Source organism: Cobetia sp. UCD-24C (genome assembly GCF_001306765.1).
GTDB lineage: Bacteria > Pseudomonadota > Gammaproteobacteria > Pseudomonadales > Halomonadaceae > Cobetia > Cobetia amphilecti.
The window spans coordinates 294735-314197 of the sequence record NZ_LJTD01000002.1; the positions used below are offsets into that span (position 1 = coordinate 294735).

Annotated in this window: 14 protein-coding genes; 8 read left to right on the top strand and 6 right to left on the bottom strand. The window is 65.3% G+C overall.

Annotation, left to right across the window (positions count from 1 at the left end):
* Position 1: 1 nt before the first annotated feature.
* Positions 2 to 1285, bottom strand: a complete 1284-nt coding sequence (locus AOG28_RS03580; RefSeq protein ID WP_054555338.1) for an aromatic ring-hydroxylating oxygenase subunit alpha — start codon at positions 1283 to 1285, stop codon at positions 2 to 4.
* Between the two features lie 618 nt (positions 1286 to 1903).
* On the opposite strand from AOG28_RS03580, the gene AOG28_RS03585 reads away from it, so the two are divergent.
* Together AOG28_RS03585 and nhaC are read left to right on the top strand one after the other, a co-directional pair.
* A complete protein-coding gene (locus AOG28_RS03585; RefSeq protein WP_043333184.1) occupies positions 1904 to 3013 on the top strand; it encodes a hybrid-cluster NAD(P)-dependent oxidoreductase in 1110 nt (369 codons plus the stop codon).
* Between the two features lie 211 nt (positions 3014 to 3224).
* Positions 3225 to 4757 (top strand): Na+/H+ antiporter NhaC, encoded by a 1533-nt coding sequence (gene nhaC / locus AOG28_RS03590; RefSeq protein ID WP_054555339.1) that lies wholly within the window; start codon positions 3225 to 3227, stop codon positions 4755 to 4757.
* Between the two features lie 559 nt (positions 4758 to 5316).
* Here the strand turns inward: nhaC and AOG28_RS03595 are convergent.
* Complete coding sequence (locus AOG28_RS03595) at positions 5317 to 6207, bottom strand: AEC family transporter (protein WP_054555340.1); 891 nt, start codon at positions 6205 to 6207, stop codon at positions 5317 to 5319.
* Positions 6208 to 6578: 371 nt separating this feature from the next.
* Between AOG28_RS03595 and glyA the strand changes: the two genes are divergently transcribed.
* From glyA to purU, 6 genes are all read left to right on the top strand, one after another.
* Positions 6579 to 7889, top strand: a complete 1311-nt coding sequence (gene glyA / locus AOG28_RS03600; RefSeq protein WP_043333140.1) for a serine hydroxymethyltransferase — start codon at positions 6579 to 6581, stop codon at positions 7887 to 7889.
* Between the two features lie 141 nt (positions 7890 to 8030).
* Positions 8031 to 9281 carry a sarcosine oxidase subunit beta family protein gene (locus AOG28_RS03605; protein ID WP_043333139.1) on the top strand — a complete coding sequence of 417 codons (1251 nt, stop codon included), beginning with the start codon at positions 8031 to 8033 and terminating at the stop codon, positions 9279 to 9281.
* Positions 9282 to 9306: 25 nt separating this feature from the next.
* The gene (locus AOG28_RS03610; RefSeq protein ID WP_043333138.1) at positions 9307 to 9633 is read left to right on the top strand and encodes a sarcosine oxidase subunit delta; all 327 of its coding nucleotides are present in this window, start codon (positions 9307 to 9309) and stop codon (positions 9631 to 9633) included.
* Entirely contained in the window at positions 9630 to 12737 is a 3108-nt protein-coding gene (locus AOG28_RS03615) for a sarcosine oxidase subunit alpha family protein (RefSeq protein WP_054555341.1), read from the top strand. Before AOG28_RS03610 ends, AOG28_RS03615 begins: the two co-directional genes overlap by 4 nt.
* Positions 12730 to 13431, top strand: a complete 702-nt coding sequence (locus AOG28_RS03620; RefSeq protein WP_235506931.1) for a sarcosine oxidase subunit gamma — start codon at positions 12730 to 12732, stop codon at positions 13429 to 13431. Before AOG28_RS03615 ends, AOG28_RS03620 begins: the two co-directional genes overlap by 8 nt.
* Positions 13432 to 13669: 238 nt before the next feature.
* Positions 13670 to 14545 (top strand): formyltetrahydrofolate deformylase, encoded by an 876-nt coding sequence (gene purU / locus AOG28_RS03625; protein WP_054555342.1) that lies wholly within the window; start codon positions 13670 to 13672, stop codon positions 14543 to 14545.
* Between the two features lie 115 nt (positions 14546 to 14660).
* Here the strand turns inward: purU and fhuB are convergent, their stop codons facing one another.
* The 4 genes from fhuB to AOG28_RS17595 form a co-directional block, all read right to left on the bottom strand.
* Positions 14661 to 16781 carry a Fe(3+)-hydroxamate ABC transporter permease FhuB gene (fhuB, locus tag AOG28_RS03630; protein WP_235506932.1) on the bottom strand — a complete coding sequence of 707 codons (2121 nt, stop codon included), beginning with the start codon at positions 16779 to 16781 and terminating at the stop codon, positions 14661 to 14663.
* Entirely contained in the window at positions 16768 to 17772 is a 1005-nt protein-coding gene (locus tag AOG28_RS03635; RefSeq protein WP_235506933.1) for an ABC transporter substrate-binding protein, read from the bottom strand. The genes fhuB and AOG28_RS03635 overlap by 14 nt, the downstream gene beginning before the upstream one ends.
* An 8-nt stretch (positions 17773 to 17780) precedes the next feature.
* Positions 17781 to 18548 (bottom strand): ABC transporter ATP-binding protein, encoded by a 768-nt coding sequence (locus AOG28_RS03640; RefSeq protein WP_054555344.1) that lies wholly within the window; start codon positions 18546 to 18548, stop codon positions 17781 to 17783.
* 112 nt (positions 18549 to 18660) lie between these two features.
* Positions 18661 to 19428 carry an RNA polymerase sigma factor gene (locus tag AOG28_RS17595; RefSeq protein ID WP_082388206.1) on the bottom strand — a complete coding sequence of 256 codons (768 nt, stop codon included), beginning with the start codon at positions 19426 to 19428 and terminating at the stop codon, positions 18661 to 18663.
* Positions 19429 to 19463: the final 35 nt, after the last annotated feature.

Here is a 19463-nt window from a genome sequence, read left to right on the forward strand (position 1 = left end):
CTCAGGCCAGCTGCAGATGCGGCTCCTGCTGTTCCTTGAGCGCTTCCTGCATGCGCTCGGCATACCAGTCGACGAAGTCGACGACGCCGAACTCGAAGGTCGCCGAATAGGGGCCGGGCTGATAGGCGCTGGAGTTGACGCCGCGCTGGTTCTCTTCCACCAGCTGACGGTCCTGATCATTGGTGGCGTCCCACACCTTGCGCAGCTTCGCCAGGTCGTAGTCGACACCTTCCACCGCGTCCTTGTGCACCAGCCATTTGGTGGTCACGCGGGTCTTGAGGGGGCCGATCGGGTCAACTTGGAAGACCACGGCGTGATCGCCCATGAAGTGGTTCCAGGAGTTGGGCAGGTTGAGGATGCGCAGCGAGCCCATGTCGGGGCTTTGCAGGCGACCCAACAGCTTCTTGCACGCCGGAGTGCCGTCCGTGGTCATCGAGACGGTGCCTTCCAGCAGCGGCGTGCGCGTCATGCGATTGCGGCGACCGAAGCGCACCAGCTGATAGGGCACCTTCTCGGCATCCCAGTCGGCCTGCTTCTTGGCGACCAGCGACTTGTAGGCCTCGGTGGCACGCGGGTCATCGGTGTCATCGAATTCCTGCAGGGTGTTGAGCAGCTCCGGGTGGGAGCCATCGCAGTGATAGCACTCGCGATTGTTCTCGATCACCAGCTTCCAGTTGCCTTCCTCGATGATGGAGGAGCTGGCCGCGACCTTGACGTTCTCCATGTCGTAGGGCTTGAGGTAGAACTCCAGCGTCTTGAAGAACGGCTCGCAGTTCTCGGGCTGCTCGGCGAGGTTGATGAACAGCATGCCACCGGCTGAGCGCACGTGGACGGGGTGCAGGCCGTACTCACTGGTGTCGAAGGTGGTGCCCATGTCGGAACCGGCGAACAGCAGGCGACCATCCAGCTCATAGGTCCACTTGTGATAGCCGCACACCAGCTTGGCGACCTTGCCACGCTCGGTGCTGCACAGGCGTGACCCGCGATGACGACAGACGTTATGGAAGGCATGGATGGCCCCGTTGTCACCGCGCACGATGATGATCGGACTGTTGCCTACATCCATGGTCATGAAGTTGCCCTTGAGCGGGATCTCGCTGCTGAGACCGGCAAACAGCCACTCGCGCTCGAAGATCTCCTTCATGTCGAGATCGAACAGGCGCTGATCATTGTAGAAGGGCTGGGGCAGGGTGTAGCCGGGACTGCGGGCCTCTAGAAGCCGCGCGGCGGCCTCGCGTACCGCCTGACGCTGCTGATCCTGAGCGTGTTCCAGTAAGTCGCTCATCGCGGTGTCCTCGCACGGTCGGTAGGCGCCGGGAGCAGGGTCGCCTTGGGTTGAGTGAGTGTGCTGATCATTGTTGTTGTGAAGCCGGGACAGAGGGAACGAGTGAACAGCCCATTGCCGGGCAGCACTGCGGGGCGACATCGGGGTCCCATGAGGGAGTGCCGATGCATCGCGCGGTGTGTCATCCCGTCCTGGTCGGTTCGGGTGTCGAGGGCGGCGCAGGCAGAGTGCCGCTCGCTCGACAGGATAGTCAGCGTGGAAGTTCAGGCAGCCCGCATGACATCTGAGTGGCATTGCCACGCATGGATCGCAGTGTGGCTGAGGTCAAGTCGCGACTTATGTCTGATGGCGACGCTCAATGATGTATTTCCGACGCCGGTCGTCTGCGCAGGGGCTTTGAGGCACAGACAGACGTAGCGATGAGGCGGGGGCAGGGCGCTGCGGGGCGTGATTGGAGTGATCGGGCATGTTTCTGTCGTGCACGGATAAATGCTTGCCGGGCACTGACTCGACAATCCTGAGCATGTCCCACCGTTGGCCGCGCACGCAGCGCAGGGTGGCCTGACACTGTCTCTTCAAGAACATGTCTCCAAGAACAACATGCCCAGCGAGGCCTTCATGAGCACCACTCTCAGCAACTTCAATCCGGTTACGACGCAGACCTGGACCAACGGTCGACATAGCGTGCGCTGCGTGAAGGTCATTCAGGAAACCTGGGACGTTCGCACCTTCTGTTTCATGGCCGAACAGCCGGTGATGTTCTTCTTCAAGCCGGGGCAGTTCGTGACCCTGGAGCTCGAGATCGATGCCCAGCAGATCATGCGCTCCTACACCATCTCCAGCTCACCGTCGGTGCCCTACAGCTTCTCGATCACCGTCAAGCGCGTGCCGGGCGGGCTGGTCTCCAACTGGCTGCACGACAACCTCAATGAAGGCGATGTGCTGGCGGTGCACGGTCCGGTCGGCAACTTCAACTGCATCGACTACCCGGCGGAGCGCATTCTGATGCTGTCCGGTGGCGTGGGCATCACGCCCTTGATGTCGATGGCGCGCTGGTACTTCGATACCAACGCCAATGTGGATATCTCCTTCGTGCACAGCGCGCGCAGCCCGCGCGACATCATCTTCTGGCGTCAGCTCGAGTTCATGGATTCCCGCGTGCCGGAGTTCAACATGCACGTCATCTGCGAGCGCTTCGAGACCGGCCAGACCTGGTCCGGCTATCGCGGCTACCTCACCGACGCGATGCTCGAGATGATCGCGCCGGACTTCATGGAGCGCGAGATCTTCTGCTGCGGCCCCACGCCCTACATGAATGCGGTCAAGCATCTGCTGCGCAGCCACGGCTTCGACATGAGCCGCTATCACGAGGAATCCTTCGGGGCCACGCCGGTCGATGTCGAGGAAGAGGCCATCGAGCAGGCCGAACAGGCCGAGGTGCTGGCCGATGAGCTGGACCGCTCCGATCTCACGCGGGTCGAGTTCTCCGCCACCGGCAAGTCGGTGCAGATCGCCCCGGGCGAGACCGTCCACGCCGCCGCCGCCAAGCTCGGCCTGCATATCCCCAAGGCCTGCGGCATGGGCATCTGCGGCACCTGCCGGGTGCAGAAGGTCTCGGGCGAGGTCGAGATGGAACACAACGGCGGCATCACCGATGAAGACGTCGCCGAAGGCTTCATCCTGTCCTGCTGCAGCGTGCCCAATGGCGATGTGGTGATCGATTACTGATCCATAACCTGGCCTCCCGCCCTGCTGGCTTTCGCGAGCGATATTCACGGGCGGGCGCAGGCACTGGATAAATGCGCTGGATAAATGCGCTGGATAAATGAGAGGACATGTCGCATTCGCGCGGTTGGATGACGCAGTCAGTCAGCCGCGACTTCCCGGGGCCCATTAGCGTTAGGGGTACAAAAAGTACAACTAACTAATGGAGCAAGACATGACTCGGGACGTGAAGACCCCACTACGGCCATCGCTCAAGATGGCCTGCCTGCCTATCGTGGCCACCCTGGCCGTTCTTGCATTGCAACTGTTCGTGTTCGGCGAGTTCACTCCGCATGTGCCGCTGGTATGCGGTGTCGCCATCACGGCGCTGATCGGCTGGAAGCTGGGCCACGGCTGGTCGGCGATGGAAGAGGGCATGATGCGCATCGTGCGTGTCGGCCTGCCCTCCATCGCGATCCTGATTCTGGTCGGCATGACGGTCGGCGTATGGATCGCCTCCGGCAGCGTGCCGATGATCATCTACTACGGGCTCAAGCTGGTCTCGCCGGAATACTTCCTGGCGGCGGCCATGCTGCTGTGCGCGGTGGTCTCGGTGGCGCTGGGTACCAGCTGGGGCACCGTGGGCACGGTGGGGCTTGCGCTGATGGGCATCGGGGCCGGCTTCGGCATTCCGCCGTGGTGGACCGCCGGTGCGGTGGTGTCCGGCGCCTTCTTCGGTGACAAGGTCTCGCCGCTGTCGGATACCACCAATCTGGCCCCTGCGGTGACGGGCGTGAATCTGTTCGCGCACATCCGCAACATGATGCCGACCACCATTCCCGCCATGCTGATCGCGCTGGTGATCTATCTGATCGCCGGCAACCTGCTCGCCGCCGGTCAGGTGCTGGATCTCGAGCGCATCACCGCCATCACCGAAGGGCTTTCCGGACACTTCACCTTCAATCTGTGGGTGCTGATGCCGCCGCTGCTGGTGATGACGCTGGCCGTTGCGCGCATGCCGGCACTCCCGGCGCTGTTCGTCGGGGTGCTGGCCGGGGCGGTCGTGGCATTCGGCGTACAGGGCGAGGCGGTCAAGGCACTGTTCGGCTATATGCAGGGCGGCTACGCCTTGAGCACCGGCGTGAGCGAGATCGACAGCCTGCTCAATCGCGGCGGCATCATGTCGATGGCCTGGGTCATCCTGCTGGTGATGATCGCACTGGCCTTCGGGGGCTTGCTGGAAATCATCGGCTGTCTGGAGGCGCTATGTGCCGCAGTGCTGGTCAAGGTGCGCGGTATCTTCGGGCTGCAGGTCGCGGCCAGTTCCACGGCGGCGCTGACCAATGTCATCGCGGGCGACCCCTACCTCTCCATCGCCCTGCCGGGGCGCATGTACGCGCCGATCTATCGAGGTGAGGGATATTCGACGCTCAATCTGTCGCGCTCACTGGAAGAGGGCGGCACGCTGATCTCGCCGCTGATTCCCTGGAATGCCGGCGGCGCGGTGGTGGTCAGTTCACTGGGGCTGATGGCCGGTGGTGCGGGCATGGAGGGGCTGCTTTACATTCCGCTGGCCTTCGCCTGCTGGCTGTCACCGTTGCTGGGGCTGCTCTACACCCTGCTTGGACGCTTCATCATCCGGGCCGATGATGCCGAGCGCGCCGAATGGCAGGCCAAGGGGCATGCCGTGACAACGCTGGCCCAGCTGCGTCAGCAGCAGGCCGAGGGCCTGGCGGGACTGCAAGCCGCCGCGCCCGAGGTGCGCTGACAGCCTGCTCGGCATGAGTGCTCTAAGACTTCATGCTCAGGTTCATGAGCAAGTCGACTCGCGCAGGAAGACGGCACAAACCATCTGGAGGTGCAGACGACTTCGGGGCTACCCTTCAGATGTTGCCACGTGAATGAGCGCATGCAGTGCAGGGGGCTCTGCGGGAAGTCCCGCCAGGCCATGCCAGGGTTCGCCTTGGTGCCATAAGCACAAGGCCCCGTTGGGCTGCATGCCCTCTTCAGCTGCGGGTCGAGAGCGGGGGGCGTTCACGTCAGGTCCACGACTGCCACTCCAGTCACGGGTTTGGTCAAAAGGGCAATGATGACACAGGGGAACGGTGCGCCACCTCCAGGCCGGGAGCGGGTGCCAGCAGGACTACAAGGCTGATCGTCGCAACAGGAAGCGCCGTGCTGCTCAATATCGGGATGGTGCAATACCGTCTTCTTCACGGTACGGCAGTTTCCGAAGGAAGGTGTCACACGACCACGCAAGCTCAGGCTCGCGTGGTTTTTTTGTGCCTGTCATTCAGTGCGGGAAGGCTCGGGCGGCCTCCGTCGGGTCAGCCCAGTGTCGCCCCCATCGCCGCCAGCAGCATGGGCAGATAGAGGAAGGCGGCGAGCGTCGAGCAGAACACCAGCGTGGCCACGTACTCCGGCTCACGCCCGGCCTTCTGGGCGAACATGTAGTTGTAGACCGCCACCGGCATGGCCATCTGCATGGTCAACACGTGCAGCGCCAGCGGGGGCAGGTCCAGCAGGGTGCCGATCCCCCAGGCACACAGGGCGGCAAAGGGAATGCGCAGGACACTGAAGCCCACGCCCGCCGCCAGATTCTTGACGCGAATGCTGGCCAGCGACACGCCCAGGGTGATCAGCATCAGCGGCACGGTGAAGCCGGAGATCAGCTCCAGGCTGTTGGCGACGAAGCGCGGCATGTGCACATCGCAGAGTAGCATGAGGGTGGCGACGATGCTGGCCCAGATGGTCGGCGAGCGCACCACGCTGCGCAGCGGGTTGCCGCTGGTGCTGGCAAGCCAGGCGCCGAGGGTGAACTGCAGCAGCGACATGGTGACCATGATGGTGATGGCGTAGGCGAAGCCGGCCTGCCCGAAGGCGTAGAGCGAGACGGGCAGGCCCATGTTGCCGACGTTGGAGAACAGCAGCGGCGCCACCGCCACCTTCCAGGGTTTGCCGATCAGGCGCGCGAAGGGCCAGCTCAGCGCCAGCAGCAGGGCCATCACGGACAGCGTCGCCAGGCCCGTGCGCAAAAAGCTCGAGTTGTCGATCTCGGCGCTACCCAGCGCATTGAGGATCAGCGCCGGCGTGCCGATGTAGAGCACCAGCCGGGTAACGAAGGCCATCGGGTAGTCGTTGCCCAGCCTGACCCAGAAGAAGCCGATGGCGGCGCCACACAGTACCGGTGCCATCACCGCCAGCAATTCCATCAGCATATTCTCAACTCCCTTCCCCAGGCGCGCGCTTGCATGGATCAGTCGTCATTCGGCGCCTGATCGCACGATATCGGTGTCTAGCATACCTGCCCGCAGGGGCTTCGGTGTAGCGCCAGTGGCGGGCAGGCACTATTCGCAGCAGCTCTGTGCGGGCCATCGGATGTCGCTTTTGCCTGCCGATGTCGCATTCGCGCTGCGGGGTGACGCTGACAAGCAGTTTGCCGCAGGGGGGCAGGGCTAGTATCGGGTCAAGACAGCCACTCAAGGCCTTGGCGCCGGCTGACTCGACAGGATTTGAGCGAACAGACGATCACTGATCACCCTTCATCGAACCATTCCAACAACAACGATCCGCTTACCGGAGGCGCGCAATGTCTCAGCAACATGGCTACACCCGTGATGACCGACTGGCCAGACTCGACCCTGCACTGGCCGAGGCCATCCTCGAAGAGACAGCGCGTCAGGAAGCGCATATCGAGCTGATCGCCTCCGAGAACTATGCAAGCCCGCTGGTGATGGAGGCTCAGGGCAGCCAGCTGACCAACAAGTACGCCGAAGGCTATCCGGGCAAGCGCTACTACGGCGGCTGCGAATTCGTCGACAAGGTCGAGACACTGGCCATCGAGCGCGCCTGTGCGCTGTTCGGCTGTGACTACGCCAACGTGCAGCCGCACTCCGGCGCCCAGGCCAACGCGGCCGTGTTCATGGCACTCGTCTCGCCGGGCGACACCATCCTCGGCATGAGCCTGGCGCATGGCGGTCACCTGACCCACGGCGCGGCACCCAACTTCTCCGGCAAGCACTACAACGCCATCCAGTACGGCCTGACCGAAAGCGGCGAGCTGGACTACGAGGAGATGGAGCGTCTGGCGCGCGAGCACAAGCCGAAGATGATCATCGCCGGCTTCTCCGCCTACTCGCGCGTGGTCAACTGGCGTCGCTTCCGCGATATCGCCGACGAGATCGGCGCCTGGCTGATGGTCGACATGGCCCACGTGGCCGGTCTGGTCGCGGCGGGTCACTACCCGAGCCCGCTGCCCTACGCCCATGTCGTCACCACCACCACCCACAAGACGCTGCGCGGCCCGCGCGGTGGCCTGATTCTCTCCGCCACCGGTGATGAAGCGCTGCACAAGAAGCTCAATGGCGCCGTCTTCCCCGGCCAGCAGGGCGGCCCGCTGATGCACGTCATCGCCGCCAAGGCCGCGGCCTTCAAGGAAGCGATGAGCCAGGACTTCGTCAGCTATCAGGCCCGCGTGATCGCCAATGCCCGCGTGATGGCCGAGGTCTTCATGGCGCGCGGCTATGACGTGGTCTCCGGCGGCACCGATGACCACCTGTTCCTCGTCTCGCTGATCCGCCAGGGCGTGACCGGCAAGGACGCGGATGCCTCACTGGGCCGCGCCCATATCACCGTCAACAAGAACAGCGTGCCGAATGACCCGCAGAGCCCCTTCGTGACATCCGGGCTGCGCATCGGCACTCCGGCCGCCACCACGCGCGGCTTCGGCGAGGCGGAATGCGAGGCACTGGCCGGCTGGATCTGTGATCTGCTCGACGCGCTGTCCACCGGCGAGAGCGCCAAGGTGGAAGCCGAGGTGCGCGGCAAGGTCGAGGAAGTCTGTGCACGCTTCCCTGTCTACGCATCGAACAGCGTGACCGACCCCGCTGCGCTTGCCTGAACAAGGCGCTGGCGAGAGACAACGATAACAACGACACATGCCGCAAGCGCAGAGACATCACTCGGGTGACAACAACAGACATCACTCGGGCGAGAGCACCGGACAGCGCTTGCGGTGGCAAAGATGTGAGGAGGGTGGCAAATGCAGCGTTACTCGGGATTCGGGCTGGTCAAGCATGCGCTCAGCCACCATGAGAACTGGCAGAAGGTCTGGCGTAGCCCAGAACCCAAGAAGGAATACGACGTCGTCATCGTCGGTGGCGGCGGGCATGGTCTGGCCACGGCCTACTATCTGGCCAAGGAGCACGGCATCACCAATGTCGCGGTGATCGAGAAGGGCTGGTTGGGCGGCGGCAATACCGCGCGCAACACTACCCTGGTGCGCTCCAACTATCTGTGGGATGAGGCGGCGGCGCTCTACGAGCACTCCATGAAGCTGTGGGAAGGCCTGTCCCAGGATCTCAACTACAACGTGATGTTCTCCCAGCGTGGCGTGCTCAACCTGGGCCATACCCTGCAGGACATGCGCGACATCCAGCGCCGCGTGAATGCCAACCGTCTGCAGGGCATCGATGGCGAGGTGTTGGACGCCCAGCAGGTGCAGGAGCTGGTGCCGGCGATGGATTGCTCGAGCCGCGCACGCTATCCGATTCTCGGTGCCTCCTGGCAGCCGCGCGGTGGCGTGGCACGTCACGACGCCGTGGCCTGGGGCTTCGCGCGCGGCGCCGACAGCCTCGGCGTCGACCTGATCCAGCAGACCGAGGTCACCGGCTTCCGCAAGCAGGATGGCGCCATCGTCGGGGTGGAAACCTCGCGCGGCTTCATCGGTGCCAAGCGTGTCGGCGTGGTCACCGCCGGCAACTCCGGCGTGATGGCCGAGAAGGCCGGCTTCCGTCTGCCGCTGGAATCCCACCCGCTGCAGGCGCTGGTCTCCGAACCGCTCAAGCCGATTCTCGACACCGTGGTGATGTCCAACCACGTCCACGGTTATGTCAGCCAGTCGGACAAGGGCGACCTGGTCATCGGTGCCGGCATCGACGGCTACGTGGGCTACGGCCAGCGTGGCAGCTACCCGACCATCGAGCACACCCTGCAGGCCATCGTCGAGATGTTCCCGATCTTCTCGCGGGTACGCATGAACCGTCAGTGGGGCGGCATCGTCGACACCTGTCCGGACGCCTGCCCGATCATTTCCAAGACGCCCGTGAAGGGGCTCTATTTCAACTGCGGTTGGGGTACCGGTGGCTTCAAGGCCACACCGGGGTCCGGCAACGTCTTTGCCTGGACACTGGCCAAGGGGCGCACCCATCCGCTGGCAGAACCCTTCTCCTATGACCGTTTCAATACGGGCAAGCTGATCGACGAACACGGCGCCGCTGGCGTCGCGCACTGAACCTGCCGTCAGGAGACGACCGACCATGATGCATATCTTCTGTCCCTACTGCGGCGAGCTGCGCGAGGAAGAGGAATTCCACGTCAAGGGCCAGGCGCATATCGAGCGCCCGAAGGACCCCGAAGCCTGCTCCGATGCCGAGTGGGGGGATTATCTGTTCTTCCGCAACAACCCGCGTGGCGTCCACCACGAGCTGTGGATTCACGCCGTGGGCTGTCGCAAGTATTTCAACATCACCCGCCACACCGTGACCTACGAGATTCTCGAGACCTATCGCATGGGCGAGCAGCCCACCATCACCGGTGAGACGAAAGCCGATCCGACCACGCAAGCCAAGGGGGTGAGCGCATGAGCCAGCAAGACAACCAGACCGCCGCTGCCCCGCGCCGTCTCGCCTCGGGTGGACGCATCGACCGCGCCACGCCGCTGACCTTCACCTTCAATGGCAAGCGCTATCAGGGCCTGGCAGGCGATACCCTCGCCTCGGCACTGATGGCCAACGGCCTCGACGTGCTCAACGCCAGCTTCAAGTATGCGCGTCCGCGCGGCCTGGTCGCCGCCGGTGCCGAAGAGCCCAACGCCATCCTGCAGCTGGGCAGCACCGAAGCGGGCCAGGTGCCCAACGTGCGTGCCACCCAGCAGGCGCTTTACGACGGCCTGGAAGCCCACGCCGTCAGCGGCTGGGTCAAGGCCCAGAAGGACCTGATGAGCCGCTTCCTGCCGCAGGTCGGCAAGCTGGGCGGCAAGTTCATGCCGCCGGGCTTCTACTACAAGACCTTCATGGCGCCGGCCTCGCTGTGGATGACCTACGAGAAGTACATCCGCAAGGCCGCCGGTCTCGGGCGTTCTCCGCTCGAGGAGGACCCGGACATCTATGATCACCTGCATCAGCACACCGATGTGCTGGTGATCGGCTCCGGCCCGGCGGGCCTGATGGCGGCGCTGGTCGCAGCCCGCAGCGGCGCGCGCGTCATCCTGTGTGACGAGCAGGAAGAGCTGGGTGGCTCACTGCTCTCCATGTCGGCGGACTGTCTCGATCAGACCCTGGACGGCCAGCCTGCCATCGAATGGCGTGACGCGGTGCTTGCGGAACTCGAAGCCTGCGAGGATGTGCAGCTGCTGCCGCGCACTACCGCCAATGGCTACCACGATCACAACTTCGTGACCCTGCACGAGCGCCGTACCGAGCATCAGGCCGATCTCGCGCCCTTGAATGCCCGTGGCGCCCAGCAGGCACGTTCCCGCCTGCACCGCGTGCGCGCCCATCGCGTCATCATGGCCACCGGCGCCCACGAGCGGCCACTGGTCTACAGCCACAACGATGTGCCGGGCAACCTGCTGGCCGGTGCCGTCACCACCTATCTGACCCGTTACGGCGTCGCCGCCGGTAACAAGCTGGTGCTGTCGGTCAACAACGACCACGCCTATCGCGCGGCACTTGCCTGGGCGGCAGCCGGTCGTGAAGTGGTCGCGATCGCCGATGCGCGTCCGGCGCCCTCCGGCGTGATGGTCGAGGCGGCGCGCGCTGCGGGCATCCGCATCATCGCCGGCGCCGCCGTGATCGAGGCCAAGGGCGAGCGCCGCGTGACAGGCGCGCGCATCTCGGCCATCGATATCGATGCCTTCAGCGTGACGGGGGCAGTGGAAGAGTTCGCCTGCGACACCATCGCAAGCTCCGGCGGCTACAGCCCGGTGGTTCACCTGGCAGCGCACACCGGCGCACGTCCGGTATGGAGCGACGAGATCCACGGCTTCCTGCCCGCGCTGGGCGCACCGATGCTCAAGGGCTTCGATGCCTGCGGCGCCGCCAATGGCAGCTTCGCGCTGGAAGATGTGCTGGTCGCGGCCTATGCCAGCGGTGTCGCCGCGGTGGAAGCCTGCGAGTTCGAGACTGCCCAGGCCGAGGTGCCTGCGGTCTCCGAGCTGACAGAAGCGCCGATGCTACCGCTCTATCAGGTGCCGCATGACAAGCCCACCGCTCGCGCGCCCAAGCAGTTCGTCGATCTGCAGAACGACGTCACCGCCGCCGGTATCGAGCTCGCTACCCGCGAAGGCTTCGAGTCCATCGAGCACGTCAAGCGCTACACCGCGATGGGCTTCGGCACCGACCAGGGCAAGCTGGGCAACATCAATGGCATGGCGGTCGCCGCGCGCTGTCTGGGGCAGACCATCCCCGACACCGGTACCACCGTGTTCCGCCCCAACTACACGCCGGTGACCTTCGGCGCCATTGTCGGCCGTCACTGCGGCGAGCTGTTCGACCCGATCCGCTACACCGCGATGCACGAATGGCACGTAGCGCAGGGCGCCAAGTTCGAGGATGTCGGCCAGTGGAAGCGCCCCTGGTACTACCCGCAGGGCAGTGAGGACATGCATGCCGCGGTCGAGCGCGAGTGTCTGGCGGTGCGCGAGAAGGTCGGCGTGCTGGATGCCTCGACCCTGGGCAAGATCGACATCACCGGTCGCGATGCGCGTGAGTTCCTCAACCGCATCTACACCAACGCCTGGGCCAAGCTGGGCGTCGGCAAGGCGCGCTACGGCCTGATGTGTCACGACGACGGCATGGTGATGGACGACGGTGTCACCACCTGTCTGGCCGAAGACCACTTCCTGATGACCACCACCACCGGTGGCGCGGCCTCGATCCTGGAATGGCTGGAGCTGTGGCACCAGACCGAATGGCCGGAACTGGACGTGCAGATGACCAGCGTCACCGATCACTGGGCGACCCTGACGGTCACCGGCCCCGAGGCGCGTGCGCTGGTCGGCGAGCTGACCGATATCGACCTTGACCGTGACAGCTTCAATTTCATGGAAGTGCGTGAAGGTCTGATTGCCGACATTCCCGGGCGCATCTTCCGCATCTCCTTCACCGGCGAGCTGTCCTACGAGCTCAACGTGCCGGCCAACTACGGGCTGCATGTCTGGAAGCGTTTGTTCGAGTGCGGCAAGAAGTACGGCCTCACGCCCTACGGCACCGAGACCATGCACGTGCTGCGCGCCGAGAAGGGCTTCATCATCGTCGGTCAGGACACCGATGGCTCGATCACCCCGGAAGATCTCGGCATGCAGTGGTGCGTCGGCTACAACAAGCCGTATTCCTGGATCGGCAAGCGTGCGCTGTCGCGTCCGGATACCCGCCGCGATGACCGCAAGCAGATGGTCGGCCTGATTCCGACGCGCAAGAAGGCCGGCGATGAGCGCATCGTGCTGCCGGAAGGCTCGCAGATCGTCTTCGACCCCGAGCACGCCATCCCGATGCCGATGGTCGGCCACGTGACCTCCAGCTACTACAGCCCGACGCTGGGACATGGCTTCGCGCTGGCGGTGGTCAAGGGCGGTGCCAAGCGCATCGGCGAGACGGTGTTCCTGCCGCAGGCCGATGGTACGACGCTGGAAGCCGAAATCACCTCACCGGTGTTCTACGACAAGAAAGGGGAGCGCCAGCATGTCTGATGCCACCACACTCGACCCGCAAGCGGGTGCCGCCGTCGATGCGCAGCCGCAGGACATGACAAGTTCTCAGACGTCGGTGATCGACCAGCGCCCGACGCCCGAGGTCCACGCTCAGTGCGCCCGTTCGCCGCTGGCGCATCTGTTCACGGCCCGCGATGACGGCGATGCCGGCGTCGTGCTGCAGGAGAAGGCGTTTCTCGGTCACCTGACGCTGCGCGGTGACCCCGCGCAGCCGGGCTTCGCCGAGGGTGTCGAGGCGGCGCTGGGTCTGGCGCTGCCGTTGACGCCGGCGACCCTCCATCAGAACGAGGGCGGTCGCTCGATCCAGTGGCTGTCACCGGATGAGTGGCTGATCCTGGTACCCGGCGAGGAAGCCTTCACTGTCGAGAAGGCGCTGCATGAGGCGTTGGCCGGCCGCTATCAGGTGGTCAACGTCAGCGGTGGTCAGACCGTCATCTCGCTGAGTGGCGACCAGGCGCGTCAGGTGCTGATGAAGTCGACGCCCACCGATGTGCACCCGCGTGCCTTCCCGGTCGGACGTGGCGTGCCGGCGGTGTTCGCCAAGGCGACACTGGTGCTGCGCCGCGTCAGCGAGAGCGAATTCGAGCTGGTGGTGCGCAGAAGCTTCGCCGATTACCTCGGCCGCTGGCTGCTGGATGCCAGCGAGGAATTCGGGGTCTGCATCAAGGCCTGATATCTGAGGCCTGAGGCCTGAGGCCTGAGGCCTGAGGTCTGCGTCTGGAGAGAGGTCTGTCGCAGGCGCACGCAATGACCTGAATCAACTGCCAGGGGCCTTGCCCGGGCCAGGAGGCGGGCTTCAGAAATACTGAAGCCCGCCTCAATAATATTGGTTTGTCGCGCAGGGCCTCGGATGCAACCCTGACGTTGCTGCTTCCAACAATAGATAATCCTTACATGACAGGCACCTACGTATGCGTGATACCTGGATTCTGACCGCCCAATGTCCCAGCCGCATCGGCACGGTGGACGTCGTGACACGCTACCTGCGCGAGCAGGGCTGCTATATCACCGAGCTCAATTCCTTCGATGACCGCCTGTCGGGGCGCTTCTTCATCCGGGCCGAATTTCGTCCGCAGACCGAGGCCGGTGCCCTCGATGACGGCTTCGATGCCGCGAGTTTCGAGCAGGGCCTGGGCACGCGTGCCGCCGACTTCGAGATGGACGTCAGCCTGAGTGCGCCGGATGAGCGCATGAAGGTGGTCATCATGGTCTCGCGCTCGGACCACTGCCTGAACGACCTGCTCTATCGCCATCGCATCGGCCAGCTGCCGATGGATATCACCGCCGTCATCTCCAACCATCCGGACATGGCACCGCTGGCCGAGTGGCATGGCCTGCCGTATCACCACCTGCCGATCACCGCCGAGACCAAGGCCGAGCAGGAAGCCCAGGTATGGCAGATCGTGCAGGACACCGGGGCTGAGCTGGTGATTCTGGCGCGCTACATGCAGGTGCTGTCGAGCGACATGTGCGAGAAGCTCTCGGGGCGTGCGATCAACATCCACCACTCGCTGCTGCCGGGCTTCAAGGGCGCGCGCCCCTATCACCAGGCCTACGAGAAGGGCGTCAAGCTGGTCGGCGCCACCGCGCACTACATCAATGATGATCTCGATGAAGGGCCGATCATCACCCAGGGCGTCGAGACGGTGGATCACGCCCACTATCCCGAAGACCTGATCGCCAAGGGCCGTGATATCGAGTGCCTGACGCTGTCGCGAGGTGTGCGTTATCACCTCGAGCGTCGTGTCTTCCTGCATGACAAGCGCACGGTGGTGTTCGGCAACTGAGCCCGGGCTGCGTCCGCCAGCTCACTCTGTTCATGAACTCCACAGACTCCACAAACGACGAAGCCCGCGACCTATCGGTGGCGGGCTTCGTCGTTTATGCGTGTGCGTATGCGCGTCAGCTTCTGCGCAGGCTCCACAGGAAGTAGCTGCCGCCGATCAGCGAGGCCATCAGGCCGGCGGGAATCTCGTAGGGCGACAGCAGCTGGCGGCCCAGCCAGTCGGCCAGCACCATCAACAGCGCGCCGCACAGCACCGCGCCGAGCATGTGCTCGCGGGCGCGGCTCAGGCCCAGCAGGCGTGCCAGATGCGGGGCCAGCAGGCCGACGAAGGACAGCGGACCGACGATCAGGGTTGCCAGCGCGGTCAGCACCGCCACTGCACCCAGCAGCACCAGGCGGGCGCGGGTCACGCCGATGCCCAGCGCACTGGCGCTCGCCATGCCCAGTGGCAGGATATCCAGCCAGCGCGCCAGCGGACGCACCAGCAGAACCGCGATGATCGCCAGCGCGAGCACGCCGACCGCCGCGGAGAGGCCCACGTAATAGGTGGAGCCGGACAGCCAGGCCAGAATCTGCTGACCGCGCGGGTCACCATCGGCGAGGATGATGCCGCGCACCGCATCGTAGAGCGCCGTGATCGCCACCCCGCACAGCAGCACGCGTTCGGGAATGAAGCCACTGCGATGATTGAGCACCACCAGCAGCGCCAGACAGGCCAGCGCCCCGCAGATGCCTGCGCCCAGCAGGGTCAGTTGCCCCGGTGACGGGACCAGCAGCAGCGTCAGCATCAGGGCGATGGCGGTGCCGCCGCTGATGCCGAGAATCTCGGGGCTGGCCATCGGGTTGCTGGTCAGGCGCTGCAACAGGGTACCGGCCAGGGCCAGCAGTACGCCGGCGCCTGCCGCTGCCAGTACCCGTGGCAGGCGGAAGTCCAGCACGCTGGTCTGGCCGGCCAGCAACTGTTGGAGCATGTCACTGCCCAGGGTCCAGCCATCGGCGCCATTGCCGACCAGTAGTGCCAGCATCAGGGCCACGCAGACCCCGGCCAGCAGCCAGCCGATCAGGCGGTCGGGGCGGGGATGACGATGCGTCAGTGACATGCCGTGATGACTGGCGGGGCCAGCCCCCTGGGCCAGCTTGAGGCGCGGAATCAGCCACAGCAGCAGCGGCGCGCCGAGGGCCGCCGTCATCGCGCCGGTCGGAATCAGGTTGGGCAGCAGGCCATCGAGACTGGCGACCACCTGGTCCGTCACCGCCAGCAGCAGCGCCCCGAACAATGGTGCCCACAGCAGGCGCTGGCCCAGGCGGCGCGCGCCCATCAGACGCACGCAGGCCGGCGCAGCCAGGCCGATGAAGCCGATGATGCCCAGCACGCTGACCACGCAGGCGCTCAGAAATACCGCCAGTCCCAGACTCATCAGGCGCAGCCTGCGCAGTGAGACGCCCAGGCTTCTGGCGTTGGCCTCGTCGAGGTCCAGCACTGCCAGCGGGCGCATCAGCACCAGCGCCAGCAACATGCCCGGCAGTAGACGGGTGAGCAGCGTGATCACGCCATCCCAGCTGTTCTGGGCCAGCGAACCTGCGCCCCATACCAGGGTGCCGTGCAGGGCCTCCTGATTGAACAGCAACAGCACCATGCCCAGCGCGCCGATGTAGAGATTGACCACCAGCCCTGCCAGCACCACCACGGTTGGCGACATGCCACGCGCCCAGGCCAGCGCGAACACCAGCCCCATGGCGGCCAGGCCGCCGGCCAGCGCGACCCATTCACGGCCCAGCTGGAAGCCGTCTCCTCCAAGACCCGTGCCGGCCATCAGTGCCGGGGCGAACAGCGTCGCCAGCATCATCGCCAGACTCGCGCCACTGGCGACGCCGAGGGTGGTGGGCGCGGCCAGTGGATTGCGCAGCACCTGCTGCATCAGCACGCCGGCCATGCCCAGCGCGCCACCGGCCAGCAGAGCGCAGACCAGACGCGGCCACCAGCTGACATGCGCCACCAGCTGCGCGGAGAGCAGCGCGCTGTCTGCCTGGCCGAGACTGGCCGCAGCGCTGAAGTCGGGCGAGGCCCACAGTGCGGTCAGGCCCTGCGTCAGGCTCAGGCCTTCACGGTTGAGCGCGAAGCTGCCCAGCACCACAAGGGACAGGGCCAACAGGCTGCAGGCCCGGCCCGGCGTGAGGTGCAGCGGGCGACGGCCTGATGCGGGGCGGGTGCTCATGGCCTGCTCAGTGGTTGCCATCGGTGGTCTCCCCCTCAAGTGTCGCCTCATCATCTATCAGATGGCTGGCGAGCAGTGCGGCGAAACGATTGGCCGAGGGCAGGGCGCCGAAGCTCCAGACCGGCGGCAGGAACAGCGGCGCCGAGGCCTGGCTGTTCTCGCGCACGCCGGGCATGGCCTGCCACAGACCGTTATGTGCCAGTGTCTGGTGTCCGCCGGGCGGCAGCGGCTCCACCACCACCATGCGGCCCTTCAGCGTCACCAGCTTCTCGAGGCTGACGGTGGCGAAGCCCCAGGCGTTGGTGTCCCCTTGCCAGGCGTTGTCGATGCCCATGCGCTCGATCACGGCCTGGAACAGGCTGTTGTCGCCGAAGATGCGCACATGGCGGTCATCCATGAATTGCACCATCAACAGCGGCAGGGGCGATTGGCCCTTGCGTGCCGCCTGCTGGCGCAGCGCGGCGTTGTAACCGGCAAGGCGAGCGGTGCTCAGGCGAATCAGCTGTTCGGCCTGGGGCTCGCGCTGCGTCAGCTTGCCCAGCTGGCGGGTCGCCTTGACCAGTGTCTGCCAGGTGTCGGCGTCCGGGGTATAGATGGCGATGCTGGTGACCGGCGCAATGTCCGACAGGCGCGGCGCGAGGCTGGACAGCATCGGGCTGATCAGGATGTCGGCGGGGGCGAGAGCGGCCAGCTGCTCCAGGTTCGGCTGGGTGCGCAGGCCGAGATCCCGCGTGCCCTGCGGCAGCGCCGGTTGATCCACCCAGCTTGCGTAGGTGGCGACCTGGCCCACGCCCATGGCGCGCACTCCGAGTCCGGTCAGGGTCTCGGCCAGGGTCCAGTCCAGTGCCACGATGGGGCGATCGACGAAGCCGGCCGGTGGCTGGGCTGTCTCGGTCATCGCTGTCTGTTTCATCGCAGCCACGGCCGCCGCAGCCTCGTCTGCCAGTGCCTCCTCCGTTGCGGCAGCGCTGGCGGGGCCCACCACCAGCAGGCTCAGACTGATCAGTGCCAACAGCCACTTCATAGCGGCACCGCGATCTGCTGCTGGCTCTGCGGCGGGGTGATCACCTGCATTTCGACGCCGTAGATATCCTTGAGGGTGGCGGGGTTCATCATCGCGTCGGGCGCGCCTTCAGCCAGCACCTGGCCGCCGTGCAGCGCCACCAGGCGATCGCAGTAACGCGCCGCCAGATTGATGTCGTGCAGCACGATGATGATGCCCAGCCCGAGGGTGTGGCTCAGGTGCGAGACCAGCTCCATCACCTCGATCTGATGGGCGATATCCAGCGCCGCCAGCGGTTCATCCAGCAGTAGATAACGACTGCCCTGGGCCAGCAGCATGGCCAGCCACACGCGCTGACGTTCGCCACCGGAAAGGGTATCGACCTGCTGCTCGGCGAAGGCTTCGGTGTGGGTCAGCGCGATGGCGCGCTCGATGGCTTCTTCATCCTTGGGGCCGGGACGACCGAGCAGGCCGTGCCACGGATAACGGCCGAAGGCGACCAGCTCGCGGCCGGTCAGCGCTTCGGCCGCCGGCAGATGCTGCGGCAGGTAGGCCACCGCCCGCGCGAATTCCCGACTGCCGAACTGCGAGAGCGGGCGATCGTCCAGCGCCAGCTTGCCACTGGTCGGCGTGTTCTGACGCGCCAGCAGCTTGAGCAGTGTCGACTTGCCGGAGCCATTGTGGCCAATCAGGCCATGCACCTGGCCGGGGGCGAAATCGAGAGACTGCGTCTTGAGCAGGCAGCGCTCGCCGAGGTCAAAGCGCAGGTGGTCGAGAGTGAACATGAAAGCATCGTCATCCGTGGTCAGGGCGTCAGGCTAGGGCGTCAGGCTAGGGGCGATTCATTCTGGGCGACATGACGCGGAGACGGTCGCCCATCCGTGCTCCGCGGGGCCATCAGTGCTGATCGCCTCTTGCTGTCGGGATGTCATCACGCCGGCTTCGTCGTCGCGCCTTGCCGGGCGCGGCTGACGTGCGCTGCACGGCTGGCGGCGAATCCGCGGTGTCCTGCTGGCAGGCGGCACAGTCGCGGCTGACTTCATTGCGATAACAGCCCGCCGCGGCCAGCCGCATCTCGCAGTGCTGCTGCGCCTGGGTGACGTAGCGGCCTGCCATGCGCTCGGACACGCCGAGTCGCTCGCCGATCTCGCGCTTGGTCAGGCCCTCGAGGCGATACCAGGTCAGGGCGAGGCGAAAATGGCCCGCCAGCTCGGAGAGTGCCGCATCGACGACCTGCAGCTTCTGGCGGCGCGCCACGCTCCTCTCCGGGTCCAGATGGGCGGCCGCCACACGCTCATCGCCCTCGGACACCGATTCGAATTCCGGTGCGCGGGACTGGTGGCGGTGATGGTCGATGATCAGGTTGCGAGCGATGCGAAACAGCCAGGCGCGCGGGTTGGCGGGCCAGTCTCCGGTCAGGCGCAGACGCAGATAGACCTCATGGCTGATGTCTTCCGCCAGCTCATGCGAGCCCAGCTGGCGCACCAGAAAGCCGGTCAGTTCGTGACGATGCTCGGCAAACAGCTGGTCCAGCGAGTGGCGGTATTGCTGTGCAGCACAAGCCTGCAGCTCAGCGGGCGTTTCAGCTTCTGGCCCGTGTGCGTCAGGCGTTCGCTCATTCGTGTCGCGATGAGGCCGAACTGGGGGCTTGGCGTGAGAGGACATCCACGGCTCGCAATGAGGTCTGTCGTGATGGGAGG